General features: G+C 71.8%; 23 protein-coding genes. 12 read left to right on the forward strand and 11 right to left on the reverse strand.

All coding sequences use genetic code 11. The features are described from left to right. Positions 1-16: 16 nt before the first annotated feature. From ABD296_RS03235 to ABD296_RS03250, 4 genes are read left to right on the forward strand one after another with little or no spacing between them, the layout of a single operon-like run. The gene (locus ABD296_RS03235) at positions 17-1,843 is read left to right on the forward strand and encodes a flavin-containing monooxygenase (RefSeq protein WP_344261212.1); all 1,827 of its coding nucleotides are present in this window, start codon (positions 17-19) and stop codon (positions 1,841-1,843) included. Then, positions 1,836-2,756, forward strand: a complete 921-nt coding sequence (locus tag ABD296_RS03240; RefSeq protein ID WP_344261214.1) for an SDR family NAD(P)-dependent oxidoreductase — start codon at positions 1,836-1,838, stop codon at positions 2,754-2,756. Before ABD296_RS03235 ends, ABD296_RS03240 begins: the two co-directional genes overlap by 8 nt. After that, on the forward strand, positions 2,753-4,459 hold the full coding sequence (locus tag ABD296_RS03245; RefSeq protein WP_344261217.1) for a thiamine pyrophosphate-binding protein: 1,707 nt from the start codon (positions 2,753-2,755) through the stop codon (positions 4,457-4,459). The genes ABD296_RS03240 and ABD296_RS03245 overlap by 4 nt, the downstream gene beginning before the upstream one ends. A 5-nt stretch (positions 4,460-4,464) precedes the next feature. Further along, positions 4,465-5,910, forward strand: coding sequence for an aldehyde dehydrogenase family protein (locus tag ABD296_RS03250; protein ID WP_344261219.1), 1,446 nt, complete (start codon positions 4,465-4,467; stop codon positions 5,908-5,910). Positions 5,911-5,919: 9 nt separating this feature from the next. On the opposite strand, the gene ABD296_RS03255 is transcribed toward ABD296_RS03250, so the two are convergent. Genes ABD296_RS03255 through ABD296_RS03265 form a run of 3 tightly spaced genes read right to left on the reverse strand, consistent with a single transcriptional unit; the run spans position 5,920 to position 9,279 of the window. Beyond that, on the reverse strand, positions 5,920-7,191 hold the full coding sequence (locus tag ABD296_RS03255) for an acetyl-CoA hydrolase/transferase family protein (RefSeq protein ID WP_344261221.1): 1,272 nt from the start codon (positions 7,189-7,191) through the stop codon (positions 5,920-5,922). Then, positions 7,188-8,093 (reverse strand): HpcH/HpaI aldolase/citrate lyase family protein, encoded by a 906-nt coding sequence (locus ABD296_RS03260; protein ID WP_344261223.1) that lies wholly within the window; start codon positions 8,091-8,093, stop codon positions 7,188-7,190. Before ABD296_RS03260 ends, ABD296_RS03255 begins: the two co-directional genes overlap by 4 nt. 1 nt (position 8,094) lies before the next feature. Continuing rightward, positions 8,095-9,279 (reverse strand): CaiB/BaiF CoA transferase family protein, encoded by a 1,185-nt coding sequence (locus ABD296_RS03265; protein ID WP_344261225.1) that lies wholly within the window; start codon positions 9,277-9,279, stop codon positions 8,095-8,097. Between the two features lie 79 nt (positions 9,280-9,358). Here ABD296_RS03265 and ABD296_RS03270 point away from each other — a divergent pair, with 79 nt between their 5' ends. After that, entirely contained in the window at positions 9,359-10,876 is a 1,518-nt protein-coding gene (locus ABD296_RS03270) for a class I adenylate-forming enzyme family protein (protein WP_344261227.1), read from the forward strand. Positions 10,877-10,918: 42 nt separating this feature from the next. Continuing rightward, entirely contained in the window at positions 10,919-11,698 is a 780-nt protein-coding gene (locus ABD296_RS03275; protein ID WP_344261229.1) for an SDR family NAD(P)-dependent oxidoreductase, read from the forward strand. Between the two features lie 15 nt (positions 11,699-11,713). Here ABD296_RS03275 and ABD296_RS03280 read toward each other — a convergent pair whose 3' ends face one another. Next, positions 11,714-12,520, reverse strand: a complete 807-nt coding sequence (locus tag ABD296_RS03280) for a FadR/GntR family transcriptional regulator (RefSeq protein ID WP_344261231.1) — start codon at positions 12,518-12,520, stop codon at positions 11,714-11,716. A 109-nt stretch (positions 12,521-12,629) separates the two neighbouring features. Between ABD296_RS03280 and ABD296_RS03285 the strand changes: the two genes are divergently transcribed. Genes ABD296_RS03285 through ABD296_RS03300 form a run of 4 tightly spaced genes read left to right on the forward strand, consistent with a single transcriptional unit; the run spans position 12,630 to position 17,084 of the window. Beyond that, entirely contained in the window at positions 12,630-13,781 is a 1,152-nt protein-coding gene (locus tag ABD296_RS03285) for an acyl-CoA dehydrogenase family protein (RefSeq protein ID WP_344261233.1), read from the forward strand. Then, positions 13,778-14,788, forward strand: a complete 1,011-nt coding sequence (locus ABD296_RS03290) for an acyl-CoA dehydrogenase family protein (RefSeq protein ID WP_344261236.1) — start codon at positions 13,778-13,780, stop codon at positions 14,786-14,788. Before ABD296_RS03285 ends, ABD296_RS03290 begins: the two co-directional genes overlap by 4 nt. Then, positions 14,785-16,008: an acyl-CoA dehydrogenase family protein gene (locus ABD296_RS03295; RefSeq protein WP_344261238.1), complete on the forward strand. Its 1,224-nt coding sequence runs from the start codon at positions 14,785-14,787 to the stop codon at positions 16,006-16,008. The genes ABD296_RS03290 and ABD296_RS03295 overlap by 4 nt, the downstream gene beginning before the upstream one ends. Then, complete coding sequence (locus ABD296_RS03300; protein ID WP_344261240.1) at positions 16,005-17,084, forward strand: acyl-CoA dehydrogenase family protein; 1,080 nt, start codon at positions 16,005-16,007, stop codon at positions 17,082-17,084. The genes ABD296_RS03295 and ABD296_RS03300 overlap by 4 nt, the downstream gene beginning before the upstream one ends. A 19-nt stretch (positions 17,085-17,103) precedes the next feature. Here the strand turns inward: ABD296_RS03300 and ABD296_RS03305 are convergent, their stop codons facing one another. The 3 genes from ABD296_RS03305 to ABD296_RS03315 all read right to left on the reverse strand — a co-directional run bounded on the left by ABD296_RS03305 (position 17,104) and on the right by ABD296_RS03315 (position 20,188). Beyond that, the gene (locus ABD296_RS03305) at positions 17,104-18,219 is read right to left on the reverse strand and encodes an NHL repeat-containing protein (protein WP_344261242.1); all 1,116 of its coding nucleotides are present in this window, start codon (positions 18,217-18,219) and stop codon (positions 17,104-17,106) included. Continuing rightward, entirely contained in the window at positions 18,216-18,773 is a 558-nt protein-coding gene (locus ABD296_RS03310; RefSeq protein WP_344261244.1) for an RNA polymerase sigma factor, read from the reverse strand. Before ABD296_RS03310 ends, ABD296_RS03305 begins: the two co-directional genes overlap by 4 nt. Before the next feature lie 116 nt (positions 18,774-18,889). Then, positions 18,890-20,188 (reverse strand): cytochrome P450, encoded by a 1,299-nt coding sequence (locus tag ABD296_RS03315; RefSeq protein ID WP_344261246.1) that lies wholly within the window; start codon positions 20,186-20,188, stop codon positions 18,890-18,892. A gap of 431 nt (positions 20,189-20,619) precedes the next feature. On the opposite strand from ABD296_RS03315, the gene ABD296_RS03320 reads away from it, so the two are divergent. Further along, positions 20,620-21,915, forward strand: coding sequence for an FAD-binding oxidoreductase (locus ABD296_RS03320; protein WP_344261248.1), 1,296 nt, complete (start codon positions 20,620-20,622; stop codon positions 21,913-21,915). A gap of 41 nt (positions 21,916-21,956) precedes the next feature. Here ABD296_RS03320 and ABD296_RS03325 read toward each other — a convergent pair whose 3' ends face one another. The 3 genes from ABD296_RS03325 to ABD296_RS03335 all read right to left on the reverse strand — a co-directional run bounded on the left by ABD296_RS03325 (position 21,957) and on the right by ABD296_RS03335 (position 24,934). Further along, a complete protein-coding gene (locus ABD296_RS03325) occupies positions 21,957-23,222 on the reverse strand; it encodes a metal-dependent hydrolase family protein (RefSeq protein WP_344261250.1) in 1,266 nt (421 codons plus the stop codon). A gap of 81 nt (positions 23,223-23,303) precedes the next feature. After that, the gene (locus ABD296_RS03330) at positions 23,304-23,633 is read right to left on the reverse strand and encodes a hypothetical protein (RefSeq protein ID WP_344261252.1); all 330 of its coding nucleotides are present in this window, start codon (positions 23,631-23,633) and stop codon (positions 23,304-23,306) included. 17 nt (positions 23,634-23,650) lie between these two features. Beyond that, positions 23,651-24,934, reverse strand: a complete 1,284-nt coding sequence (locus ABD296_RS03335) for an aromatic ring-hydroxylating oxygenase subunit alpha (RefSeq protein ID WP_344261254.1) — start codon at positions 24,932-24,934, stop codon at positions 23,651-23,653. 358 nt (positions 24,935-25,292) lie between these two features. On the opposite strand from ABD296_RS03335, the gene ABD296_RS03340 reads away from it, so the two are divergent. Continuing rightward, the gene (locus ABD296_RS03340; RefSeq protein ID WP_344261256.1) at positions 25,293-25,865 is read left to right on the forward strand and encodes a hypothetical protein; all 573 of its coding nucleotides are present in this window, start codon (positions 25,293-25,295) and stop codon (positions 25,863-25,865) included. 97 nt (positions 25,866-25,962) lie between these two features. On the opposite strand, the gene ABD296_RS03345 is transcribed toward ABD296_RS03340, so the two are convergent. After that, complete coding sequence (locus tag ABD296_RS03345; RefSeq protein ID WP_344261258.1) at positions 25,963-26,271, reverse strand: DUF1330 domain-containing protein; 309 nt, start codon at positions 26,269-26,271, stop codon at positions 25,963-25,965. Positions 26,272-26,284: the final 13 nt, after the last annotated feature.

A 26,284-nucleotide genomic window follows, 5' to 3' on the forward strand; every position in this document is an offset into this window, starting at 1 on the left:
ACCGAGGAATCCTTGGATGCTGCAAGAGTGCGCGCCGACGCAGACTCCTGAAGTCGACCGCGACGCCCTGAGAGACAAGTACCTGTACGAGCGCGACAAGCGCCTGCACCCCAAGGGGCGCGGCCAGTACCTGGTGACCGAGGGCGAGTTCGCGGAGTTCTACGAGTCCGACCCGTACCTGCCGGTCCAGCCCAGGGAGCCGATGTCCGAGGACATCGACGTGGTGGTCCTCGGCGGCGGCTTCGCGGGCCTCGTCGCCGCGGCCGAGATCAAGCGGGCCGGCATCACCGATCTGCGGGTCGTCGAGTGGGCCGGCGACTTCGGCGGCGCCTGGTACTGGAACCGCTACCCGGGCATCCAGTGCGACACCGACAGCTACTGCTACCTGCCGCTGCTCGAAGAAGTCGGCTACATGCCCAAGCAGAAGTACGCCTTCGGAAGCGAGGTCTACGAGCACTGCCAGCGCATCGGCAAGCACTTCGGCCTCTACGACAACGCGCTCTTCCACACCCTGGTCAAGTCGCTGGAGTGGGACGGGACGAGCAAACGCTGGCGGATCGGCACCAACCGCGGGGACGACATCAGGGCCCGCTTCGTCGTCATGTGCCAGGGGCCGTTCAACCGTCCGAAGCTTCCCGGGATCCCCGGCATCACCGAGTTCCAGGGGCACACCTTCCATACCGCGCGCTGGGACTACGCGTACACCGGCGGCGACATGAGCGGCGGGCTGCACGGACTCGCCGGCAAGAAGGTCGCCGTCATCGGCACCGGGGCGAGCGGCGTCCAGGTGATCCCGCACATCGCCCGTGCCGCCGAGCACCTGTACGTCTTCCAGCGGACGGCGTCGACCATCGACGAGCGCGGCGACGTGCCGACCGACCCCGCGTGGGCGAAGACGCTGGGCCCCGGCTGGCAGGAGGAACGGCGCCGCAACTTCCACACCGCGGCGTTCGAGGCCTTCGGCCCCGGCCAGCCGGACCTGGTCTGCGACGGCTGGACGGAGATCAGCCGCAACCTGGCCGCGCACCTGGACCGGACCGGTGGCTGGGCCGCAATCGCCGACCCAGCGAAGTTCATGGAACTGCGCGAGCTCGTGGACTACCGGGTGATGGAGCGGTTGCGGCAGCGCGTCGACGCCCTCGTCGAGGACGGGACGACGGCCGAGGCCCTGAAGCCCTACTACCGCTTCCTGTGCAAGCGGCCGTGCTTCAACGACCAGTACCTGCCGACCTTCAACCGCCCCAACGTCACCCTGGTCGACGTGTCGGCCACCAAGGGCGTCGAGCGCATGACCGCCAAGGGCGTCGTCGCCCAGGGCGCCGAGCACGAGGTCGACTGCGTCGTCTTCGCCAGCGGCTTCGAGATCACCACCGACCTCGACCGCCGCTTCGGCATCCGGCCGTTCGCCGGCCGCGACGGCGTGTCGCTGTACGACCGGTGGGCCGACGGCTACCGCACCCTGCACGGCATCACCACCCACGGCTTCCCCAACCTGTTCTTCACGGGGTTCCTGCAGGGCGGCGTCACCGCGAGCACCACGGCGATGTTCGAGCAGCAGGCCAGGCACATCGCCTACCTGGTCGGCGGGACGCTCGGGCGCGGCGCCGCGACCGTGGAACCGGCCGCCGACGCGCAGGCCGGCTGGTGCCGGACGGTCAAGGAGACCGCGATCGACAACAGCAACTTCGAGCGGGAGTGCACGCCCGGTTACTACAACGGCGAAGGCGAGAAGAGGATCCGGTCGCACCTGGGGGAGCCCTACTGGCCGGGCTTCTACGCGATGGAGGACCTGCTGCGGGCGTGGCGCGATGCGGGCGACATGGAGGGCATGGTCCATGGCTGACCTCCGGTTCGACGGCCGGGCGGCCGTGATCACCGGCGCCGGCCGGGGGCTGGGACGGGCCTATGCCCTGCTGCTCGCCGCGAAGGGCGCCAAGGTCGTCGTGAACGACCCGGGCGGCGCGATGAACGGCGCCGGTACCGACCCCGGCCCCGCGGAGGAGGTCGTCCGGGAGATCGAGGCGGCCGGAGGCGAGGCCGTCGCCAGCCACGCGTCCGTCGCGACGGCCGCGGGCGGGCGGGCGATCGTCGAGACGGCGCTCGGCCACTTCGGCCGGATCGACGTGCTCGTCCACAACGCCGGGAACCACCGTCCGGCGCCGCTGACGGAGATGACGCCCGAAGACCTCGACGCCGTCCTGGACGTCCACCTGCGGGGCGCCTTCCACGTCGTCCGGGCCGCGTTCCCCCTCATGCGCGAGGCGGGGTACGGCCGGGTCGTGCTGACCTCGTCCATCGGCGGCCTGTACGGCAACCAGCAGGTCGCCAACTACGCCATGGCCAAGGCGGGCGCGATCGGGCTGTCCAACGTGGTCGCGCTCGAAGGCGCGGAACACGGCGTGAAGTGCAACGTCATCATCCCCGCCGCGGTGACGCGGATGGCCGGCGGCATCGACACCTCGGCCTACCCGCCGATGGAGCCTGAGCTGGCGGCGCCCGCCGTCGGCTGGCTCGCGCACGAGTCCTGCTCGATCACCGGGGAGATGCTGGTGGCGATCGCCGGACGCGTGGCGCGGGCCTTCGTCGGCGAGACCCCGGGCGTGTACCGGCCGTCCTGGACGATCGAGCAGGTCGGCGAGCACATGGCCGCCATCAGGGACACGGCCGACCCCTGGATCCTGCCGGTCGTCCCGTCGGCCCACGCCGACCACATCCGCGACAGCTTCGCGATGGCCACGAAAGGCGGCACGCCATGACGGTGAAGGTCTACGAACGCATCCTGCAGCTCTTCGAGGCCGAGGGCATCGACACGATCTTCGGCATTCCCGACCCGAACTTCGTGCACATGTTCCACCTCGCCGAGGAGCGCGGGTGGAAGGTCGTCGCGCCGCACCACGAGGAGTCCGCCGGGTTCATGGCGGAGGCGGTGTCGCGGATGACGGGGAAGGCCGCGGTGTGCGTCGGCACGCTCGGGCCGGGCATGGCCAACCTCGCCGGGGCGATCATGTGCGCCAAGGTCGAGAACTCGCCGGTCGTCTTCCTCGGCGGGCAGCGCGCCCGCATCACCGAGCAGCGCGTCCGGCGCGGGCGGATCCAGTTCGTCCAGCAGGCCGGCCTGTTCGAGAACTCGGTGAAGTACTCCGCCAGCATCGAGTACGCCGACCAGACCGACGAGATCGTCCGCGAGGGCCTGCGCAGGGCGCTCAGCGGGACGCCCGGCCCCGTCTACATCGAGTACCCGTCGCACGTGATCCAGGAGGAGCTCGACGTTCCGCCGCCGCTGCCGCCCGAGCGGTACCGGCTGGTCGGCCAGACGGCCGGCGCCGACGCGGTCGCCGAGGCCGTCCGGCTGATCGGCGCCGCCGAGCAGCCGATCCTGCTGGTCGGGCACGGCGTCCACACCGCCCGCGCCGCGGAGCCGGTCAAGGCGCTCGCCGACGCGATGGCCTGCCCCGTCGTCCAGACGTCCGGCGGGACCTCCTACATCAGGGGCCTGGAGGACCGCACCTTCCCCTACGGCTTCTCCCCGTCGGCCGTCGACGCCGTCGTGAAGTCGGACCTGTGCCTCGCCATCGGCACCGAGCTCGGCGAGCCCGTCCACTACGGGCGCGGACGGCACTGGCTCGGCAACGAGGCCAACCGCAAGTGGATCCTCGTGGAGCAGGACGCGGCCGCGATCGGCGTGAACCGCCCCATCGACGTCCCGCTGGTCGGCGACCTGCGCGCGATCGTTCCGCAACTGGTCGACGCCCTGAAGGACGCGCCGCGCAAGCCGTCGAAGGAGCTGGAGGGCTGGATCGCCGACGACGCCGCCCGCCTCGCCGAACTGGCGGAGACCGCTCCGACCGGCATGTCGCCGGTGCATCCCGCGCGGCTGGTCGTCGAGGCGACCAAGGTGTTCCCGGCCGACGGGATCATGGTGCGCGACGGCGGCGCCACGACCATCTTCCAGTGGACGTACTCGCAGGCCAAGCCGCACGACGTGATGTGGAACCAGAACTTCGGCCACCTCGGCACCGGCCTGCCCTACGCCGTCGGCGCCTCGGTCGCCGACGGCGGGAACCGCCCGGTGATGCTGGTCACCGGCGACTCCTCCTTCCTGTTCCAGATCGCGGAACTGGAGACCGCCGCGCGGCTGAACCTGCCGCTCGTCTGCGTCGTGGCCGTCGACTACGCCTGGGGCCTGGAGGTGGGCGTCTACAAGCGCACCTTCGGGCAGGGCTCGTCGGAGACGGGCGTGCACTGGAGCACCGACACCCGCCTGGACAAGGTCGCCGAGGGCTTCGGCTGCCACGGCGAGTACGTCGAGCGCGACGAGGACATCGCCCCCGCCGTCAAGCGCGCGTTCGCCGCGGGGAGGCCCGCGGTCGTCCACGTGGCGGTCGACCCGAAGGCGAACTCGGAGGAGATGCCGAGCTACGCCGAGTTCCGGACCTGGTACGCGGAAGGGATGCAGTGACGGCCATGCGCGAGAGCGTGAAGTTCTACATCGACGGCCGGTGGACCGATCCGGCCGATCCGGCGCGATCGCGGACGCTGGAGGTGGTGAACCCCGCGACCGAACAGGTCTGCGGCACGGTGGCGGTCGCCTCCGCCACCGACGTGGACCGGGCGGTCGCCGCCGCGCGCGGCGCCTTCCCCGCCTGGTCACAGACCAGCGTCCCGCACCGGATCGAGGTGCTGCGGAACATCCTCGACGCCTATCAGAAGCGGTCCGGCGACCTCGCCGCGGCGCTGACCGAGGAGATGGGCGCCCCCGCCTCGCTGGCCAACGGCTTCCAGGTCGGGCTCGGCGCCGGCCATCTGACCAAGGCGATCGAGGTCCTCGAGGACTTCCCCTTCGAGGAGCGGCGCGGCGCCACCCTGATCGTCAAGGAGCCGATCGGCGTCTGCGCCATGATCACGCCGTGGAACTGGCCCCTGAACCAGATCGCGGTGAAGGTGTTCCCCGCGCTGGCGACCGGCTGCACAATGGTGCTCAAGCCGTCGGAGAACGCGCCGTCCGCCGGACAGATCTTCGCCGAGATCCTGGACGCCGCGGGCGTTCCCGCCGGGGTGTTCAACCTCCTCCAGGGCGACGGCCCCGGCGTGGGCGTGCCGCTCTCCTCCCACCCCGGCGTCGACATGGTCTCCTTCACCGGCTCGGTGCGCGCGGGCGTCGAGGTCGCCAGGAACGCCGCGCCCGGAGTCAAGCGGGTGACCCAGGAACTGGGCGGCAAGAGCCCGAACATCGTCCTGGACGATGCGGCCTTCGCCGAGAGCGTCGCTGCGGGCGTCGCGAACATGATGGGCAACTCCGGGCAGACCTGCAGCGCGCTGTCGCGCATGCTCGTGCCCGGGTCGCGCATGGACGAGGCCATCGGCATCGCCCGCGAGGCCGCGGCCGGGGTCACGGTGGGCGACCCCAACGGCGACGTCGCGATGGGCCCGGTGGTCTCGCGCGCCCAGTTCGAGAAGGTCCAGTCGCTCATCCAGAAGGGCATCGACGAGGGCGCCACGCTGGTCGCCGGCGGAACCGGGCGTCCGGACGGGCTGGAGAAGGGCTACTTCGTCAGGCCCACCGTCTTCGCCGACGTCACCAACGACATGACCATCGCCCGCGAGGAGATCTTCGGCCCGGTCTTGACGATCCTCGGCTACGACGGCGTGGACCACGCCGTCGAGATCGCCAACGACACCGAGTACGGCCTCGCCGGCAACGTGGCGGGCGCCGACCTCGACCAGGCCCGCGCCGTCGCGCGCCGCATCCGGGCGGGCTGGGTCTCCATCAACGACGGCTTCGACTTCGGCTGCCCCTTCGGCGGCTACAACAAGAGCGGCAACGGCCGCGAATGGGGCGAGTTCGGCTTCCACGACTACCTGGAGACCAAGGGCCTCCTCGGCTACGCCCCCGACGAGGCCGCCCCATGACGGACCGCATCAGAATCCTCGGCGCTGGATGGCGTGCGCCTCCCGCGCCAGGTCCTCCTGGAAGTCCGGGTGGGCGATGGCGACGAGGCGGCGGGCGCGCTCGGCGAGCGACCGCCCCTTGAGCTCGGCCGCGCCGAACTCGGTGACGATGACGTCCACGTCGCTGCGGGCCGTGGTGACCGGGCCCGACAGCGCGGCGGTGATCCTGCTGACCGTGCCGCGCCTGGCCGTGGCGGGCAGCGCGATGATCGCGTGCCCGCCGGGCGAGCGCGCGCCCGCCCGCACGAAGTCCGCCTGCCCGCCGGTGCCGCCCAGATAGGCCGGGCCGCTCTGCTCGGCGTTCACCTGCCCGGTCAGGTCGACCTCCATCGCCGAGTTGAGGGTCACCAACCTCTCCAGCCGCGCGAGCACCGCCGGATCATGGGTGTAGTCCGTGGCGCACATGCGGATCCGCGGGTTGCGGTGAGCGAACTCGTAGAGGCGCCGGGTCCCGATCAGGGCGCCGTTGATCGAGACCCCGCGGTCGATGGGCTTGCGCGCGTTGGTGACGACCCCTGCCTCTACGAGGTCGACGAGGCCGTCGCCCAGCATTCCGGAATGGACGCCGAGATCCCTGCGGTCGCCGAGCAGGCGGAGCAGGGCGCCGGGGACGGCGCCGACCCCGGTCTGGATGACCGAGCCGTCCTCGATGTAGGCGGCGGCGTGCTCGGCGATGGCCTGGTCCGTTTCGCCGATCTTCGCCGGGGGGACCTCGACCGGCGGACGTGAGACGTGCACGGCGCAGTCGATCCGTGCCGCGGGGAGCACTTCACCGTGGGTGAAGGGCACCTGCTCGTTCACCTCCGCGATGACGACGCGTGCCTTGCGGACGGCGGCCAGGACGTGGTCGCCGATGAGGCCGAGGCTGTGATCTCCGCCCGCATCCGCCGGGCTGACCTGCACGAACGCGACGTCGCACGGGATGAGCCCCGCCTCGATCATCGGGCCGACCTGGCCGACATGGCAGGGGATCACGCTGAGCCGGTGCTCCTTGGTCAGCGCGCGCAGCGCGCCGATCGCCCCCATGCTGGACACGGCGAGACCGTCCACCGCGTCCGGGGTGAAGAGGCCGGAGAAGCTCGTGGCGATGAAGACCGACAGCCCGCCGATGCCGCGGCCCTGTTCGATCAGGGCCTCGACCAGTGCGGTCGGCTCGCCGCACGCCTGGCCCATGACGATGTGGTCGCCGGGACGCAGGAACCGGCTCAGGTCCAGGCCTGCGGCATCGGTGCCGACCGTCATGCGCGTCCGGCCGAGGCCAGCAGGGCTCGTGCGCGGGCGAGATGCGGGCGGTCGAGCATGGCGCCCCGGTGGCCGAGGGCGCCCGCGCCAGGGTGGGCGGCGAACAGATCGACGATCTCCCGCGCGGCGGCCAGCTCCTCCTCCGTGGGGGTGAAGGCCGCGTTGATCACGTCGACCTGGGCGGGGTGGATGGCGAGCATGCCGCGGTATCCGTCGCGGCGCACCCTCTCGGCCCGCTTGCGCAGCCCCTCCGGATCGCGGAAGTCGCCATGGATGGTGTCGACGGGCGCCACCCCGGCGGCGGAGGCGCCGAGGAGGCACAGGCTCCTGGCCAGTTCGTAGGTGAAGCCGTACTCGCCGTCGGCGGTGCGGTTCTCGACGGCGCCCACGGCGTCGGCGAGGTCTTCGGCGCCCCAGGTCATGGCGACCAGCCGCGGAGCCCCCTTGTAGGTGCCGGTGGTGAACATGGCCTCGGCCGTCTCCGTCACCAGCGCGATGACCTTGGTGGAGCCCTGCGCGGTGCCCGCGGAGACCTCCAGCGCGGACAGGTAGTGGTCGAGCCGCTCGACGTCCTGGCGGCCGCGTGACTTGGGGAGCATGACGCCACCGGGACGGGCGGGCATCACCGCGGCCAGGTCTGCCAGTGCGTGCGGGCCGTCCAGGGGGTTGATGCGCACCCACAGCCGGTCCTTGCCGTCCTCGGGGCGGCTTCGCAGGAATTCGGCGACCATCGTCCGGGCCGTGGGCTTGCGCTCCTCCGTCACCGCGTCCTCCAGATCGAGGAGGACGATGTCCGCGGGGGAGGCCGCCGCCTTTTCCGTCTTTCTTTCGCTGTCGCCCGGGGCGAACAGCCAGGAGCGTGCGCCGAAGGCTTCCGCGGTGCCGGTCATTTCGGTTCTCATCTCAGTTCTTCTCGCCGTTGACGAGTCCGCCGAGCCGCCGGGTTCCGTCCACTACCTCCGCCGTGTGGGCGCCGAGCCGGGGCGCGGGACCGGCGATCCGGCCCGGCGTCCGCGAGAACCAGGCCGGCGTGCCGGGAAAGCGCATCGGCCCGTTCGGGGTGTCCACGGTCTCGAAGAAGCCCACGGCGTTCAGGTGCGGATCGTCGAAGAGGTCGTCGAGCGTGCGGACCGGCGCGGCGGGGATGTCCAGCGACCAGAGCAGGTCCAGCCATTCCCGGGTCGTTCGCCGGGTGAAGGTCTCCGCCAGCAGGGCATAGACGGTGTCGATCTGCCGTGCCCGCTGTTCGAGGGTGGTGAACCGCTCGTCCGCCCATTCCGGCCTGACGGCGGCCACGAACGCCGACCACTGCTTGTCGTTGTAGACCAGCGCGGAGATGTGGCCGTCTTTGGTGCGGTAGGGCTTCCTGTTGCGTGAAATGGCGCGCGGGTACACCGCGGGGCCCAGGGGAGGGGTGAACATCGCGCCGTTGGCGTGCTCGACCAGCATGAAGGACGCCATGGTCTCGAACATGGCGACCTCGACCTCCTGGCCCTCGCCGGTCCGCTCGCGGTGGAAAAGCGCCATCATGGTGGCGTACAGCGCCGTCATCCCGGCCACCTTGTCGGCCATGATGGTCCCGACATAGCCGGACTGCCCGGTCAGTTGCTCCTGGACGAACGGCAGCCCGCATTCCGCCTGGATCGTGTCGTCGTAAGCGGTGCGGTCGGCGTCGGGGCCGCGGCGGCCGTACCCGTAGCAGTTGGTGTAGACGATCGACGGATTGACGGCCGCCACGTCGTCATAACCGAATCCCAGGTCGGCGATCGCCTTCGCGCGCATCGAATGGATGAACACGTCGCCCTGCTCGATGAGCCCGTGCAGGGCGTCCTTGCCTTCGCCGGAACGCAGATCCAGCACCGCGCTGCGCTTGCCCCGGTTCACGTTGGCGAAGACGCCGCCCATTCCCGGTTCCGGCCCGACGGAGATGTAGCGGGTGTTGTCGCCGGCGGGAGGCTCGACCTTGATCACGTCCGCGCCCATGTCGGCCATGATCTGGGTGCAGTACGCGCCCATGACCATCGCCGTGAGGTCGACTACCCGGACCCCCGACAGCGGTCCCGGATGGCGTTCACGCTCGTCTGGCATCGGCCACTCCCACCGGATCGTCGCGCCTCGCTCATCGCGATGCTATCAATCCTTGCAAGGATAGTGATATCAAAGGGTCATGAGCAGCAGGGAGACCGGAGCCGACCTCCCCCGTTCCATCGCCGCGGTGCTCGACGCCCCGCTCGCTGCGCGCCCGCAGGCGACGGCGGTCGAGGCGGCGTCCGGTGCCTGGTCATATGCGGAGTTGGACGACCAGGCCCGGCGTGCGGCCGGCGCGCTGTGGTCGCTCGGCGTGCGTCCTGGCGACCGGGTCGCCGCATGCCTGCCCAACGACCTGGACATCGTCGCGGCCTTCCACGGGGCCCAGCGGATCGGCGCCGTCTGGGCGGGGATCGGGGAAGCCCTCGCGGCGGGCGAGCAGGAGGAGCTGCACGGCATCTGCGACCCGGCGGTCGTCCTGGCCGGACCGCGCTGCCGCTTGGACGTCCCGGACCGTGTCGACCCCGACCGGTGGGCGGAGCTCATGGCCGGGGACGAGGCGGCCCCGCGGGTCGAGCCGGACCTCGACGCCCCGGCCGGGATCGCGTTCACCAGCGGGACATCCGGACGTCCCAAGGCGGTCGTGCACAGCCAGCGCAACCTGCTCCTGCCGGGTGCGGTCCTCGTCGCCGCCCGTGGGTGGGGGCCGGAACTGCGCAAGGGCGACAGCTTCCCGCTGACGATCCTCAACCTCATGGTCCTGTCCACCCTGCTCACCGCGCAGGCTGGCGGGTGCGCGGTCGTAATGGACCGGCGTGACGCCGAGGGCGTCGCCGACTGGATCTCCGCGCGGCGCGTCACGGTGTGGAACGCCGCCCCCGCTCAGCTCTACGACCTCGCCGCGCGTCCTGAACTCGACCTCGGTTCGCTGCGGGAGGTGTGGAGCGGCGGCGGCGACACACCCGACACGCTGCGCCGGGCGTTCGCCGAAACGCATGGGCCGGTGCCCCGCTCAACATACGGACTGACCGAGGCGCCGACCGTCGTGTCGATCGACCCGCAGGGGGAGGAGTGGCGGCCCGGCGCGAGCGGCCGGGTGCTGCCCCACCTCGACGTCGCCGCCTACGACGACGAGGGCCGCCGCCTCCCCGCGGGCGAGCTCGGTGAACTGCGGTTGAGCGGTGCCGCCGGCGGGCCATGGGCCGGTGCGTGGACGCCGCTGCTCGGGTACTGGGAGCGGGGCCGCGTCCGTCCCCCGGAGCCGGGTCCCGTGCCGACCGGGGACGTCGGGACGGTCGACGGCGACGGATGGCTGACCGTGCTGGACCGCAAGAAGCTGGTCATCGTCCGGGGCGGGGCGAACGTCTACCCGCTCGAAGTGGAACGAGTGATCATGACGCACCCTGACGTCGTCCGCGTGGCGGTGTGCGGGGTGCCCGACGAGCGCCTCGGGCAGCGGGTGGCCGCCGTGGTGCAGAGCTCCGGTGCGCGGCTCGACGCCGGGGCGCTCACCGAGGCGTGCCGGCGCGAGCTCGCCTCCTACAAGGTTCCGGAGATCTGGTCGCAGGTCGACGCGCTGCCGGTGAACGCCATGGGGAAGGTGCAACGCGCCGGGCTGGCTGTGCTCGTCGCCCGGCACGCGCTGTCCCGCGACTGAAGTCCTGTGACGGCCGACGTTCTGTGAGGAAGGGAGGTCCGCGTGGCGCCGGACAGCGACGCGGCCGCACGGAGGATGTTCGGCCTCGACGGCCGGGTGGCGATCGTGACCGGGGCGTCCTCCGGGCTCGGCGCCGCGGTCGCCGGGGCCTTGGCGGAGCTCGGTGCCCGGGTGGCCGTGGTGGCCCGCCGCCGGGACAGGCTCGACGGCCTCGCCAAGGAGATCGGCGGCCTCGCCGTCGCCTGTGATCTGTCCGATGCCGGCATGGCCGGGTCGGTCGTGCCCGCGGTGGCCGACGGCTTCGGGCCGCCGGAGATCCTCGTCAACGCCGCCGGAGGCATGTTCACCGAAGAGCGCGCCGAGTCCGAACCGCTCGACGCCGTCCGCCGGACCCTGGACCTCAACCTGGTGGCACCGTTCCTGCTTGCGCAGGCCGTCTTCCCGCACATGCGCGCCGTCGGACGGGGCTCGATCGTCAACGTCTCGTCCATCAGCGGCCGGGTCGGCATCCCGGGGATCCCGCAAGCGTCCTATGCCGCGAGCAAGGCCGCCCTGTCGGGCCTTACCGCCGAGCTGGCGGTGCAGTGGGCCCGGCATTCGATCCGGGTGAACACGGTGGCGCCGGGATTCTTCCGCAGCGAGATCACCGGCCCGCTCTACGAGAACGAACGCCCGGCCGAGTACCTGCGCCGCAACACGCCGCTGCCGAAGGAGGGCGGCGCCGACGACATCGTCGGCGCCGTCGTCTGGCTCGCCGGCGACGCCGGGAGCTACGTCACCGGGCAGACGGTCGTCGTCGACGGCGGGTGGACCGCCCGGTAGCGGACCGGCCAGCCGTCAGTGCCGCGCGGGGAGGCTGGAGTGGATCGCCCGGCGGGCGGCGGGCGACGCGGCGTTCACGACGCCGTCGTCGAAGTGCTCCAGAAGCAGCGCCTGGGTCGCGTTGAGATGGGCGCAGGCGTGCCGCTCGGCCTCCCCGGCGCGCCCGGCGGCGATGTCGTCGACGATCCGGCGGTGGGTGCGGACGGCCGTCATCGCCTCGTCCCGGGTGGGGTACTCGCCGCGCCGGGTCAGCGCCTCGGCCCACGCCTCCTCCTGCGCCGACCACAGGGCGACGAGGCTGCCGACGACGTGCCGGACGGTCGCGTTCGGCGTGAACGCGACGAGCAGGTCGTGGAACTCCCGGGCGAGCTGCGTGAACGCGACGCCGTCGTCCACCAGCGCGGTGCACTGCTCGATGTTGGCGCGCAGGACCGGGACGACCGCCTCCGCGCGGTCCTCCCGCCGGGCGCACTCGGCGGCGCAGATCGGCTCCAGCATCCGCAGCCCGGCCGCGAGGTCGCCGAGCGTGACCCGGCCGCCCTGGAGCGCGAGCCCGAGATGGTAGGCCGCCGACGACCGGTCGGGACGGTGCACCTCGGCGCCGCCGACCTTGCCGCGGCGGACCGTGACCAGGCCCTCGGTCTCCAGGATGCGGATGGCCTCCCTGATCGAGGGGTAGCTGACGCCGAACTCCCGCACCAGCTGGTCCTGGGTGGGGAGGGTGTAGTCGTCGTCGCCGCTCAGGATGCGCGTGCGCAGCTCGGCGGCGACGGACTCGGCGATGCGGTGCTGGGGGATGCGGGTGCGTCGGGTGGTCGTCACGCAGGCGGCTTCCTGTGCAGGTTCGGGGACCGGACGCCCCAGTCTAACCAGTCAGGACAAGGAAACTCAGTATTGCAATCCTTTCAAGGATTGAAATAACGTCGACGCCATGGACTTCACGATGGGGCCGTCCGCCCAGGCCCTGCGCGGCGAGCTGCGCGGGCTGGTGGCCGAGCACGTCCCACCCGGCTTCCTCGGAGCGTTCACCGACGATCCGGCCGACCTGGAGGTCGCGCAGAGCTTCTGCCGGCTGCTCGCCGCGCGCGGCCTGCTGTGCCTGGCGTGGCCCGAACGGTACGGCGGCCGGGGCGCCTCGGTCTGGGAGCAGACGGTCGTCCGCGAGGAGATGTGGGCCCATCACGAACCCAGGGGCGCGCAGTACATGGGGGTCAACTGGGTCGGCCCGACCATCATGCGGCACGGCACGCCGGAGCAGCGGCGCAGGCACCTGCCGCCGATCGCGCGCGGCGAGGCCATCTGGTGCCAGGGCTTCAGCGAGCCGGACGCGGGGTCCGACCTGGCGGCGGTGCGCACCGCGGCGCGGCGCGACGGCGACGGCGACGGCTGGCGCGTCTCCGGTCAGAAGATCTGGACCTCCTACGCCGCGATGGCCCAGTGGTGCTTCCTGCTCGCCCGGACGTCCACGGGGGACAAGAAGCAGCACGGCCTGACGGTCTTCCTGGTGCCCATGGCGGACCCCGCCGTGGAGGTGCGGCCCATCCCGTCCATGATGGGGCCGCACCACCTCAACGAGGTGTTCTTCAGCGACCTGCGGGTGACCGATGCCGACGTCCTCGGCAATGTGGACGAGGGATGGGCTGTCGTGCAGGAGGTGCTGGCGTTCGAGCGCGTGGGCATCGCCCGCTACGCTCGCTGCGAGCGCCTGCTGCGGGCGGCGCCGTCGGTGCTCGGCGACCGGTGGGCCGGCCTGCCCGCGGAACTGCGCGGACGATGGGCGCGGATGCTCACGCACTGCCGGCGCGCCCGGCTGCTGGCCTACCAGGTGGTGTCGACGCAGAGCCGGGGGACGGTGCGTCCCGGCGACGCCGCGGCGTACCGGATCGCGGTGACCCGGCTCGACCAGGACAGCGCCGAGGTGCTCATGGAGATCGTCGCGTCGGCCGCACCGGACGGCGCGGAGGCCCGCCGGTTCCGCCTCCAGGTGGAGGACCACTGGCGGTACTCCCGGGCGTCCACCGTCGCGTCGGGGAGCGTCGAGATGCAGCAGATCCTGCTGTCCCGAGCGCTCCTGGCATCGTGACCGGCCGCATGGACACGGCGCGCACGGACACGGCAAGCACGGGCACGGCGGGCATGGACATCGACCTGAGCGAAGAGGCCGCCGAGTACGGACGGCAGGCGCTGCGGGCGTTCGAGGCGGCCGGAGGCGACGAGCTGGTCCGGGCGGCCGAACGGGAGCCCAAGCGCAGGGGCGCCCTCGTCGCGCCGGTGCTGGACGGGCTCGGCGCCTGGGACCTCGACCCTCGTGGCGACGCGGCGGAACTGGAGGCGGCGGCCGCGCTGTGCCGCGGCGCGGGGTACTGGGCCGTCCCGTTTCCGGTGGCGGAGCGGCTTTCCCGGCCCACCGACCTCGATGCCGACGGGCTGCTGGTGGTCGACGGCGCCCACCCCGCCGGTGCCGTGGAGGGGCTGGACCTGCGTTGGATCGCGGTGACGCTGGACGGACGGCGCAGCGTCGCCGTCGCGCGGTCGCCGGACGCCCCGCCCCGCACGTCGGCGTTCGTCACCGGACTCGGCCTGCGGCCGGTCGACGGCGACGGCGCGCGGGACGCGGCCCTCGGCCTGGTCCTGCCCTGCTGGACCCTCCTCGGGATGCTCGACCGGGCGATGAAGCTCACCCGGGAGCACGTGCTGGTCCGCGAGCAGTTCGGGCAGCCGCTCGCACGGTTCCAGGGCGTGCGGTTCCAGCTCGCCGAGGCGGAGGTCGAGCGCAGCGGCGTCGAGGTGCTGGCCAAGTACGCGCTCTGGAGCGTGCAGAGCCGCCGCGACGAGGCGCTCGACGACGCGCTCGCGCTCCGGCTGGCGGCCGTCGAGGCGGCCGAGGCCGTTTTCCGGATCGCGCACCAGTTGCACGGAGCCCTGGGCTTCTGCGACGAGGCGGCCCTGTCGTGGCTGTCCCGCTACAGTCAGCCGCTCCGCCGCCTGCCGCTGGGCCTGTCCGGGACGCGCGAGCGGTTGACGGACCGGCTGGAACGGCACGGCCTGACCGGGCCGTTCGGTGATCTGCCGGCGCGGGCGACACCATGACCGGATCGGGGGCCGCAGCCGGGGCGGTGAGGGATCTCGACGAGTTCCGTGCCGCCGTGCGCCAGTGGTGCCGCGAGCACGCCCCCGCAGATTGGCGGCGCGCGCAGACGGACGTCCCGGAGGAGGAGTTCGTCGCGTTCCAGAAGGCGTGGTTCCAGGAACTGCGCCGCGCCGGGTTCGCCGTTCCGCACTGGCCGCGCGAGTGGGGAGGCGGGATGCCGGTGGCCGAGCAGATCGTCCTCCACCAGGAGCTCGCCGTGCACGACGCGCCGCGGCTCGTGCTGGCGTTCGTCGCGATCCACCACGCCGCCGCGACGCTGCTCGCCGCGGGCAGCGACGAGCAGCGCCGCCGCCATCTCCCCGCGATCCTGGACGGCGAGATCTGGGCCCAGGGCTTCTCCGAACCCGGGGCCGGGTCCGACCTGGCCGCGCTCAGGACCACGGCCCGCAGGCGGGGCGACGCCTACATAGTCGATGGTCAGAAGGTGTGGGCGAGCGGCGCGGCGCACGCCGACCGCTGCCTGCTGCTGGCGCGCACCGACCCCGATGCCCCGAAACGGGACGGCATCTCCTATTTCCTGCTGGACATGAGCGCGCCCGGGATCGACGTCCGCCCGATCCGGCAGGCGACCGGCGAGTCGCACTTCTGCGAGATCTTCCTCGAAGGCGTCGTCGTCCCCGAGTCCGACCTGGTGGGGCGGGAGAACGACGGCTGGCGGACGGCGCAGGAGACGCTGGGCGCCGAACGCGGCATGACGATGCTGGAGTTGGCCGAGAGGCTCGGCAACGCGGGCTTCCGGTGGCTGGTGGAGACGTGCACCCGCCGGGGCCCCACCGGCGCGCGCCCCCTCGACGACTCTCTGGTGGCCGACCGGCTGGCCGCGCTCGAAACCGAGCTCACCGGTCTCCGCGCCCTCTGCCGCGACCTGGTGGAACGCCACGACGCCGGCACCGCCCGTCCGGCCGACGCGTCCATCGTCAAGCTGTACTACAGCGAGTTGCTGCAGCGGACGACCGACTTCGGCGCCGAGGTCGCGGGGCCGGCCGCCCACGCCGAGCTGCGCAAACCCCTGTCCAGCGGATGGGAGTCGGGCGCCTGGGCGCTGGACTTCATCGGCTCGTGGGAGTGGACGATCCCGGGCGGGACGAGCGAGATCCAGCGCACCATCATCGGCGAGCGCGGCCTCGGACTGCCCCGCGAACCGAGGACGGCCCGATGACATCGGACCTCTCCGGCGTCCATGACGAACTGCGCGCCGTGGCGCGCGACCTGCTCGGTGAAGCGGACTCCGGACGGGAGGTCGCCTGGAAGCGGGTCGTCGAATCAGGGTGGGCCGGGCTCGAGGTGCCGGAGGCGCTGGACGGCGCGGACGCCACCTTCGCCGAGGTCGCCGTCGTTCTCGAGGAAATGGGCCGCGCAGCGGCGTGCACGCCCTACTTCGGGGCGGCGGTCCTGGGAGTCGGAGCCCTCACACTGCTGGAACCGGGACCGGGACGGGACGGACTGCTCCGCGACACCGCGTCCGGCGCCGCCGTACCCGCCGTCGCGCTGCCGGGTGAAACCGGTGCCGCCTGCGCCGAGCCGTCGTTCCGCCTGAAGCGATCGCCACGGGGACTTCTCCTGCACGGCAGTGCGGCGTTCGTGCCCGACGCGGTCGGAGCCGACCGGCTCCTGCTCCCGGCGCTCGCCCCCGGCGGGGTTCCGGTTCTCATCGACGCCGGACCGGGTGCCGCCGGGCTCAGTGTGGACGCACAGCCCCTCCTCGATGCGACCCGGCACTTCGGCCATGTGACCGCTGACGGTGTGCCGGTCGAGGAGGACTCGGTGCGGCGGTTCACCGGCGACCCCGAGGCGGCCCTCCGCCGCCTGGCCGACCGGGCCGCCGTCGCCCTGGCCTGCGACAGCCTCGGCCTCAGCGAGGCCATGCTGGACGCGACGGTCGCCTACGCGGGTGTGCGGGAGCAGTTCGGCCGTCCCATCGGCTCGTTCCAGGCCGTCAAGCACGCGTGCGCCGACATGCTCGTCCAGATCACCGTGGCGCGCCGCCTCGTCGAGGCCGCCGCGGGAGCCCTGTCCAGCGGCGACCCCGAATCCGGGCTGACGGCGTCGATGGCGAAGTCATACGCCTGCGGTATGGCGGTGGACGTCGCGGGCAAGGCGATGCAGCTGCACGGGGGCATCGGCTACACCTGGGAGAGCGGCATCCACGTCTACCTGAAACGCGCCGCGCTCAACCGTTCCCTATTCGGTTCTCCCGCGTCCCATCGCCGCCGCATCGCCGCCCGCTACAAGTGATCACTTCGGAAGGCGGCGGTCACCAGGCGCCCTGCGGGGACAGATCGACGACGCCCGGCGGGATGGGCTGCTTGTGCACGGTGCCGTTCGCGATCTTGTAGAGGTGGTCGCCGATCTCCGCGACGATGGTGTCGCCGAAGGCGACCACCGTCGGGCTGCCGGGACGGACCTCGCCCAGCGGCACGTCGCGGTCGATCTTCCCGGTCGCCAGGGAGTACCACCTCGCGTGGCCCTGGCCCCGCCCGGCCACCAGCGCGACGATGTGACCGCTGTCGGCGTCGGTGGCGGCGCCGATCAGCTCCGTGCCGGCCGGACCCAGCGGGACGGGACGGATCTCGCCGGTGGCCGCGTCGAGGACGCGCAGCCCGCCGCCCCGCGTCTCGGCGGTGAAGAGGAGACGGCGGCCGTCCAGCGTCCAGGTCAGCTGGTCGGCGATCTGGCCCTCGGGCAGGTCGACGGCCCGGCGGCGCCCGGTGGCGACGTCGAGGACGGTGATGCGCTCGCGGATGTGCTCGTCGTCGGTGAGGGAGTATCCGCCGTTCTTGCCGATGGTCAGCTTCGCCCCGCTCTCGGTGACGTAGGCGATCCTGCTCTTGTCGCGCGTCGCGGCCAGCAGCCGCGGTCCCTCGCCCGGCAAACCGTGCAGGGCCAGCTGCGGCAGCTCCGTCAACGTCCGCGGGGTCCCGTCGGTGTTCAGGTACAGCCGGTAGAGGTGGATCAGGGACCGGCCGACGTCGACCGTGGTGAGGAAGAAGGTGCGGCCGTCACCGGTGCCGGCGGCGTCCCAGAAGCCCGCCGCGCCGCGCGGCGCGGGAATGCGGGCGATCTCCCGGCCGGTGGCGGCTTCGGTCACCGACACCGGCCGTCCGGGCGGCAACGCGCCGATGAGGACGTATTTGGCGCCGGCGTAGGCCGCGAGCGTCATGCGGGGCGCCTCGGTCGCGTGATCGGAAGGCCGGATGACGAGCGCGGCGATCGCCAGGGCCATGGCCGTCGCGGCGGCGACGGCGAACAGGACGGGCCGACGACGGCGTCGGGGAGCGCCAACGGTCAGCGGCCGCAGGCTGCCGGGCGTGACGGTCGCGGCGGCGTCGGCGAGCGCCTCGCGAACGAGGTCTTCGGGCAGCGTCTTCACTCTTCCTCCTCATAACGGGCGCGGAGCGCGACGAGTCCGCGCGAGAGCGTCGACTTCACGGTCCCGGCACGGACGCCCATCGCGGCCGCGATGTCCGCCTCGGGCAGGTCGAAGTAGTACCGGAGGACGATCGCCTCCCGCTGGCGGGGGGCGAGGCGGGCGATGGCGCGCAGCACCCGCCGCCGGTCCTCGGCGATCACCACGTCGTTCTCCGCCGACCACACCGGGGGCGGCGGCTCGACGAAGCGGCGCGTCAGGGCCCGGCGCCGCAGCACCGTACGGCAGGCGTTCACCAGCGCGGCGCGGGCGTAGGCGAGCAGATCGTCCGGTGGGTCCGGTGACGTGCGCTGGCGCCGGTGCAGCCGCGCGTAGACGTCCTGGACGACGTCCTCCGCACCGGCACGGTCACCGAGGAGCAGCAACGCCAGCCGCACGAGCGACAGGTGATGCGCGTGGAACAGCTCCGCGACGTCTCTCGCCGGGGCGGTGGGCGCCGGCGGGTCGCCGGGTTCGACACCGGCCGGGGGAGCGGCCAAGGGTCGCTTGAAGGTCATGCCTGTAAGACCAGCGAACCGCCGAATGGTTGTTCCGCCCACCCGAGGAATTTCGCCCGGCGCCGACTCGGCGTTCCAAGGCGCGGACTCAGCACGCGGAGAACCGCGGTGGGCGGTCAGGTCCGGCAGGGGAGGTGTTTGATGCCGTTGATGAGGGTGGAGAGCAGGCGGTCCGGCTCGGCGGTGGAGCGCAGCTCGGGCAGGCGGGTGAAGAGCTCGCGGAACATGACGCTGATCTCGCGGCGGGCCAGGTGGGCGCCGAGGCAGAAGTGCGGGCCCGGTCCGCCGAAGCCGAGATGGGGGTTGGGGGAGCGGGTGATGTCGAAGGCGTCGGGGTCGGTGAAGACGTCCTCGTCACGATTGGCGGAGTTGTAATACAGGACGACCTTGTCGCCCTTGTGCAGTTGGACGCCGTGCATTTCGTGGTCGCAGGTCACCGTGCGGCGGAACGCGATGACGGGAGTGGCGTAGCGGACGATCTCCTCGATGGCGCCGTCGATGCGGCCGTCGAAGTCCTCCAGGAGCAGGGCGCGCTGCTCGGGATGGGTGGTGAGCAGGTGCAGGCCGTGCGCGAGGGCGTTGCGGGTGGTCTCGCTGCCCGCGACCAGGAGCAGGATGAAGAACGAGCCGAGTTCCTGGTCGGTGAGGTGCTCGCCGTCGACGTTGGCGGTCACGAGCCGGGTGGTCAGATCGTCGCGCGGGTGCGTGCGGCGTTGCTTGGCGAGGTTCATCGCCATGGAGTGCAGGGCACGGCCGGCGCGCAGATAGCGGACGGCGACGTTGCCGCGCAGGAGGAAGCGCTTGACGAACGGCTTGCGCTCCAGGCCGTCGACATCCATGCCGAGGTATTCGGAGTCGAAGCCGGCGAGGACCAGGTTGGCGCGGCGGACCACGAACGCGCGCTGCTCGGCGGGGACGCCCATCATGTCGCAGATGACCTGGACGGGCAGGCGCGCGGCGACGTCGGTGACGAAGTCCCCGCCGCCGCGCGCGGCCAACTCGTCCACGATCCCCTCGGCCTGGGTCTGGACGTCCTGCAGCGTCCCGGCGAGCATCTTGGGGGTGAACGCGCGGGAGACGATGCGGCGGAGCCGGGCGTGGCGGGGATCGTCCATGTTGATGAGCGAGCCGAAGTAGCGGCTCATCGGTCCCGGCATGTCGGCGATCGAGGTGGTGTTCGGCTCGCTGCTGAAGACGTCCGGGCGGCGGCTCGCCTCGGCGACGTCGGCGTGCCGCACCAGGGCGTGGAAGCCGCGGCCCTTCGGGATGAACGCCATGGGCGGTTCGTCGAAGAACAGCGGCCCGCCGGTCTGGCGGAGCCGCCGGAACGCCGCGTCGCGCTCGGCCGGGGGCCGCTTCCAGAACTCCAGGTCACCGAGCCGGGGCACGGGGGTGGCGAGTTCCGACGACGTCATGGGCGTGTCCCTGGGCTGGACGGCACTGAACCGATTAGAACGCTATTCGGTTCCGCGGCACCGCGCAATGCCGCGCCGAGGCCGCCGGCCCAACTGGCCAGAAGGCGGAGTTTGGCCTGGACCAGATCGACGCGGCCTACCTGGCCAAGTACGGCACCAGCCCGTGGGCCGAGCCCATGACCCGGCCCGGCCCGCGTGACACCACCCTCCAGCTCACCCCCCGCTGACCGGCGCCGCAGGCGCAAGGTCACTGACGAGGAGTACAACGGCCGGCGCACACCCGCCTGCTGACCCGGGAACGCAGACGAAGAACCGGTTACGCCCCGACCTGCTCGGCCCCCGTGTCGCCGGTGCAAGGATGCTAGCATCTTAGTAAATTAGCTGGCTGGTGGCGGACCGATCCTGTCCGCCGGTGAAGAGGGGGGAGTCGGATGGCGAGCGCCGAGCTGCGCAAGGTGATCAGAGGACGGGTGCTGGGGCCCGGTGACGATGGCTTCGACGACGCACGTAGGGCCTGGAATCTGACCGTCGATCAGCCTGTGGCGGCCGTGGTGGAGGCCGAGGACGCCGAGGACGTGGCCGCGCTGGTCCGTTACGCGCGGCGAGCGGGGCTCGCGGTGACCGCCCAAGCCGGCGGCCACGACGCCTCGGGCGACGTGGAGGACGCCATCCTGCTGCGCACCGGCCGGCTGGGCGGTCTGCGGGTGCTGGCGCCGGAACGGGTGGCCCAGGTCGGGGCCGGGGTGAACTGGGGGCGGGTGCTGTCGGAGGCAGGACCCCACGGCCTGACCGGCCTGGCCGGCAGTTCGCCCGTCGTCAACGTGGTGGGGTACACGCTGGGCGGCGGCCTGTCCTGGTTCGGCCGCAGGTACGGGTGGGCCGCCGGCAGCGTGCGCGCCTTCGACGTCGTCGACGCCGAGGGCGACCGGGCGCGGGTGAGCGCGGCGTCCGACCCGGAGCTGTTCTGGGGGCTGAAGGGCGGCGGCGGCGACTTCGCGCTGGTGACGTCGCTGGAGTTCGACCTGCATCCGGCGCCGTCGGTGTACGGCGGACGGGTCGTCTGGCCACAGGCGCGCGCCGGCGAGGTGTTCGAGGCCTTCCGGAAGGTCACCGACGGGGCGCCGCCCGAGCTGACCGTCTGGTTCAACCGGTTCGCCTTCCCCGGGGCCCCGCCGATGGTGGCGCTGGACCTGACCTACCTGGGGGATCCGCGCGAGGGCGCGGCCCTGGTGCGCGGCATCGAGGGGATCGGCGGCGCCATCAGCGACGGCCGCGGGGTCGTGCCGGTGGCCGATCTCGGCGGGATCGCCGCCGAGCCGACCGCACCGGCTGCCTCCCTGCCCCGCGCCGAACTCCTGACCCGCCTGGACGAGGACCTGGCCACGGAGCCGATCGATCCGCTGCTCTCCATCCAGGTCCGGCACCTGGCCGGTGCGCTGGCGGAACCGGGCTCCGGCGCGAGCGAAGCCCTGCCTGAGCCGTACCTCCTCCAGATGGTCGGCACCGGACCGGACCCGGACCGTGCGCGCGCCGTCCGCGCCGCGCAGGCCCGGATCGTCGAGCGGTTCGGGGCCGTCGTGGCGGGCCGCAAGCCGTACACGCTGCTGACCCCTGAGGAGACCGCGGCCGACACGTTCGCCGAACCGGTCCTCGCTCGGTTGCGCGAGCTGAAGCGCTCACGCGACCCGCACAACGTCTTCCGCGCGAACCACCCCGTCCTCACGTAGGCGGCCGGCGAGCGCCCACGTGAGGACCGGGGCCCGATCCGTCAGTCCCCGGGGCGCGGGTCGTCGTGGCGGTGCACCTGGCCGCCCTTCATGACGAACCGGACGTCCTCCAGCACGCCGATGTCGGCGAGCGGGTCGCCGGGAACCGCGATGACGTCGGCGAGCAGGCCTTCCGCCAGGCGGCCGCGGTCGGTGACGTCGATGAGGTCGGCCGCGACCGTCGTGGCGGCGCGGATCGCCTGGAGCGGCGTCATCCCGCGCTGGACCAGCGCGAGCAGCTCCTTGGCGTTCTTCCCGTGCGGGATGGCGGGGGCGTCGGTCCCGCAGGCGATCCTGACGCCCTTCGCGATGGCCCTGCTGATCGTCTCTCTGGCCCGCGGGAAGACGTCGGCGGCCTTCTCCTGGAGTTCGGGCGCCGCCCGGGAGACGTCCATGCCGTCGGTGAGGTAGGTGGTCGCCACCAGGAACGTCCCGCGCTCGATCATGAGGTCGAGGGTGTCGTCGCCCGCGAGGAAGCCGTGCTCGACGCAGTCGATGCCCGCCTCGACGGCGTTCCGGACGGCTTCGTCGCCCATGCAGTGGGCGGCGACCTTCAACCCCGCGCGGTGGGCCTCGTCGGTGATCGCCCGGAGTTCCTCGTTGGAGTACTGCTGGGCGCCGGCGGGGCCGGTGTGCGACATGATCCCGTTGGACGCGCAGACCTTGATGACCCGCGCTCCGTGCTTGATCTGGTACCGGACGGCCTTGCGCACCTCGGCGACGCCGTTGGCGATGCCCTCCTCCACTGTCAGCGGCATGATGTGCGGGGCGAACGCCTGGAACATCGTCGGGTCGAGATGACCGCCCGTCGGAGTGATGGCGTGGCCCGCCGGCACGACCCGCGGCCCGTCGATCCAGCCGTGGTCGACGGCCTTCTTCAGCGCGACGTCGAGGAGGAGGCCGCCGGTCTGCACGAACAGGCCGAGGTTGCGCACGGTCGTGAAGCCGGCCCGGAGCGTGCGGCGGGCGTTCGCCACGGCCCGCAGCGTCCGGACGGCGGGGTCGTCCTGCACGGGGTTGAGCGGACTGCGGTGGTCGGGCCCGCCGAGCAACAGGTTGACCTCCATGTCCATGAGGCCCGGCAGCACCGTCACGTCCCCGAGGTCGATCCGGACCGCGTCGTCGGGCACCGAGGACGGTGCCGTCTCGACGATGCGGTCACCGACGATGAGCAGGGAGCCCGGCTCGACGAGCTCGCCTTTGTCGATGTCGAGCAGCCGCGCGCTCTGCAGATGGATCGGCGGTTGCGGCTTCCTCGGGCGAGCCATGCGCGCTCCTTCGGCGTCGGGTGACGGATACGGGGAATGAGCCGTGGGACGGCCGGTGGGCCGGGCCGCGGACGGGCGTGCTCAGACGGCCGGTTCGAGGACGGAGTCGATGCTGGACGCGCCGCTGTCGGGGACCGTCGGCTGGCTCCATGCCTCCACCGGGAAGGCGACGGTCACCAGCGCGCAGAACAGCCACAGCAGATGCTTGTCCGCATCCGAGATGCCGTCGAGCTCGAGTTGCTCGAGGTAGGGAGTGGCGTTTTCCAAGCGGGGGTATGCGGCGTCATAGAAGGCCTGGAGCTCCTCCATGCTGCTCGCAATACGCTTGGCATAGCGCTCGCGTTCGGTCGGGAGCGCCCAATCCGCGAACGGTTCCAGGTCGGCGAATTCGGGTGGCAGTTTGCTGGCCATAGGGGTGTCTCCTTCGGTCAGGACGAGGCGACCGGCGTCCCGGCACGCTCTTGCTGGTAGTCGTCTACGTACCGGCCCGCGGTGTTGTGCAGGTGGCGCAGGAGGACCTCCTGGTCGTTGAGCGGGAAGTCCGTCACCGTCCTGGATTCGAGCATCGTCTGCGTGGCCTCCAGCGTGTTGCCGTCCTGCAGGCCGTACTCCTTGAACGAGACGACCGCGAGTTCCTGCTGTAGCCGCTGGAACGCGTTCTTCGGCGGGACGAAGTAGGCCGTCCCCTCGAAGATGTGCGTGTTGTACGAGGTCGGCCAGTAGTGGTAGGTGAGGACCCAGTTCGGCCGCCAGATGAGCAGCATGAAGTTCGGGAAGAACACGAACGAGTCCATGCCCCAGTGGGGATGGCGGGTCGGGTTCACGCTCGGCGGCCATTCGCCCAGGCCGATGTCGGGGGCGTCCCAGGGGCCGAAGAGCCCGCTGCGCAGCGCCCGCTCGATCGGCTTGACCATCTTCTGGTCGTGCGGCGGCGCGATTCCGCCCCACGACGACACCATTCCGTGGGGGCCGTCTACGTCGTAGGAGATCGCCTCGTAGCCGTACTTCTTGATCTTCTGCGCCTCTTCGGCCATGTACTGGCCCGAGTGCAGGATCGGCGCGTGGTAGAACTCGGCGAACGCGTCGATGAACAGCTTCCAGTTGCTGCCGATCTCGGCCCGGTACTTGTGCACCTGCGTCAGCTTGTCGAAGGGGTAGCCCTCGATGCCCTTCCCGAACTTGCCCAGGTACTCGCGCAGCGGCGTCCTGTTCTCGCGGTCGAGGTTCACGAAGATGAACCCCTCCCAGACCTCCGCCCGCATCGGGACCAGCCCGTAGTCGGACTTGTCCAGGTCGAAGAACTCCGACTCCTGCTGGACGTAGGTCAGGTCGCCTTCCAGGTTGTAGCCCCAGGCGTGGTACTTGCAGGTGAACTGCCGGCAGACGCCGCTGGTCTCCTCGCGCGGGAAGTTGTTCCACACGAGCTTGTTGCCGCGGTGCCGGCACACGTTGTGGAAGGCGCGGATCTCACCGTCCATGCCGCGGACGACGATGGCCGACGTGCGGGCGGCGTCGAGCTCCTTGGTGAAGTAGCTGCCCTTCCTCGGCAGCTGCTCCACGCGGCCGACGTTCAGCCAGGTGCGCCGGAAGATGGCGTCGCGTTCCAGCTCGTAGTGCTCCGGCGTGATCGAGTCGGCGTAGGAGAGCGGCCCCTTGTCGATCTTGTAGTGCTCCGTCCAGCTGCCCTCGGCTGGCTTGGGGAAGTGCGCCATGTGGTCTGCCTCTCCGGTCGGTCGACGTGCCGATGGTAGCAAGGATCTCCATTTATGAGAAGGTCATTCTCGCACGTGCGGCGGTCACGGCGGGGTCGCCCTCGACCGCCGCCGGCGCCTGGACCGCGTCGGTCAATCCGCACGGGACGGGCTGCCTCGCCCCCGGGGCCGCCTACCGCGTGACCGACGCGCGCTGCACGCCGGCCAGGACGCACATCTACCCCATCCGCTGGAACGTCACCGCCGACGGCTCGGGCACCGGCGGAGGCATCCGCGAACTGCGCATCAACCCGACGGCGTTCACCTGGGCTGGAACCACGTCGTCCTCACCGGCACCCAGTGCGACGAGTTCGCCTTCATGGGACGGCTCGTGTTCGACCCCTCGCCCGCGACCGGCACGCCCAAGGCCCCGCGCTACGACCTGGCGAAGGTCACCGAACTGTTCAACGCCGCGCCGCGGTACCAGCCCTACCGCGTCGACCCCCGCGACCCGCACCGGCTGAGCTACAACCCGGCCGGCCTGATCGGCGGAGTCGCTGGTCACCGCGTCTGCGTGCGGTGGGGCCGGCCCGCTGCCCTGCCCTCCGTCCACCGAACCCGGCGGGCGCCGAAGCCGCCTGCTGATCGCGCGGTTCCCGCACCGCGCGCCATCGCCTCCATCCAGGCCGCTTACACCGGCTACAGCGATGACGGCGTCCACATCATCAACGGCACGGAAAGCGTCGCCGGCACGGGACCCGCCATCGCGCAGACCCTCACCTTCCACGAGGACCTGTGGTTGAGCGGGCGCGAGACCGGCCGCAAGGTCACCAGCGAACCGGGCGGCTTCGTGCTGTCCCCCTCCTCCTTGCAGAGCGACTTCCAGGCCACCGGAACCATGACCACCACCATCGACGGCCGGACCTACCGGCAACCCGCCAACGGGACCTGATCCCTGACGCCGGGGGACGAGCGTGCTCGTCCCCCGGCCAACCGGGTGAGCTGCCTGCCGATGCGGTCGGTGCGGCGAGGGCGAGGCCGGCCACCGCTCATTTCCCGCCCGGGGCGGGGAGTCCGGTGATGATGACGGCGTTGGTGTCCGCGGCCGCCTGCCGCAGCGTCCTGGCGCTGGTGTAGGCGGCCGAGTCGTACCAGGCGCGCGCCGCCTCCGCCGAGGGGAACTCCATGATGACGGTACGGTCGCCGTGCCAGTCGCCCTCGAGGTTCTGCGGGTCCGGATCGACCGCCAGGACGCGCGCACCGCTGCCGGCGATCGCGGGGGCGGCGGCCTTGCCGTAGGCGGCCATCGCGGCCTGGTCCTTGATGGCCTCGGTCAGGATGACGTACGCCTTGGGCATGGAGGTCTCCTCG

This window comes from Actinomadura napierensis, assembly GCF_039529375.1.
Taxonomy (GTDB): domain Bacteria; phylum Actinomycetota; class Actinomycetes; order Streptosporangiales; family Streptosporangiaceae; genus Spirillospora; species Spirillospora napierensis.

What these genes read in the sequence shown, in the direction of transcription:
- ABD296_RS03320 (WP_344261248.1), top strand. Translation starts at nt 20,620, where the DNA reads ATGGCGAGCGCCGAGCTGCGCAAGGTGATCAGAGGACGGGTGCTGGGG.
- ABD296_RS03250 (WP_344261219.1), top strand. Translation starts at nt 4,465, where the DNA reads ATGCGCGAGAGCGTGAAGTTCTACATCGACGGCCGGTGGACCGATCCG.
- ABD296_RS03340 (WP_344261256.1), top strand. Translation starts at nt 25,293, where the DNA reads ATGGGACGGCTCGTGTTCGACCCCTCGCCCGCGACCGGCACGCCCAAG.
- ABD296_RS03345 (WP_344261258.1), bottom strand. Translation starts at nt 26,271, where the DNA reads ATGCCCAAGGCGTACGTCATCCTGACCGAGGCCATCAAGGACCAGGCC.
- ABD296_RS03335 (WP_344261254.1), bottom strand. Translation starts at nt 24,934, where the DNA reads ATGGCGCACTTCCCCAAGCCAGCCGAGGGCAGCTGGACGGAGCACTAC.
- ABD296_RS03255 (WP_344261221.1), bottom strand. Translation starts at nt 7,191, where the DNA reads ATGACGGTCGGCACCGATGCCGCAGGCCTGGACCTGAGCCGGTTCCTG.
- ABD296_RS03325 (WP_344261250.1), bottom strand. Translation starts at nt 23,222, where the DNA reads ATGGCTCGCCCGAGGAAGCCGCAACCGCCGATCCATCTGCAGAGCGCG.
- ABD296_RS03295 (WP_344261238.1), top strand. Translation starts at nt 14,785, where the DNA reads ATGACCGGATCGGGGGCCGCAGCCGGGGCGGTGAGGGATCTCGACGAG.
- ABD296_RS03265 (WP_344261225.1), bottom strand. Translation starts at nt 9,279, where the DNA reads ATGCCAGACGAGCGTGAACGCCATCCGGGACCGCTGTCGGGGGTCCGG.
- ABD296_RS03240 (WP_344261214.1), top strand. Translation starts at nt 1,836, where the DNA reads ATGGCTGACCTCCGGTTCGACGGCCGGGCGGCCGTGATCACCGGCGCC.
- ABD296_RS03270 (WP_344261227.1), top strand. Translation starts at nt 9,359, where the DNA reads ATGAGCAGCAGGGAGACCGGAGCCGACCTCCCCCGTTCCATCGCCGCG.
- ABD296_RS03315 (WP_344261246.1), bottom strand. Translation starts at nt 20,188, where the DNA reads ATGACGTCGTCGGAACTCGCCACCCCCGTGCCCCGGCTCGGTGACCTG.
- ABD296_RS03235 (WP_344261212.1), top strand. Translation starts at nt 17, where the DNA reads ATGCTGCAAGAGTGCGCGCCGACGCAGACTCCTGAAGTCGACCGCGAC.
- ABD296_RS03260 (WP_344261223.1), bottom strand. Translation starts at nt 8,093, where the DNA reads ATGAGAACCGAAATGACCGGCACCGCGGAAGCCTTCGGCGCACGCTCC.
- ABD296_RS03245 (WP_344261217.1), top strand. Translation starts at nt 2,753, where the DNA reads ATGACGGTGAAGGTCTACGAACGCATCCTGCAGCTCTTCGAGGCCGAG.
- ABD296_RS03330 (WP_344261252.1), bottom strand. Translation starts at nt 23,633, where the DNA reads ATGGCCAGCAAACTGCCACCCGAATTCGCCGACCTGGAACCGTTCGCG.
- ABD296_RS03285 (WP_344261233.1), top strand. Translation starts at nt 12,630, where the DNA reads ATGGACTTCACGATGGGGCCGTCCGCCCAGGCCCTGCGCGGCGAGCTG.
- ABD296_RS03310 (WP_344261244.1), bottom strand. Translation starts at nt 18,773, where the DNA reads ATGACCTTCAAGCGACCCTTGGCCGCTCCCCCGGCCGGTGTCGAACCC.
- ABD296_RS03300 (WP_344261240.1), top strand. Translation starts at nt 16,005, where the DNA reads ATGACATCGGACCTCTCCGGCGTCCATGACGAACTGCGCGCCGTGGCG.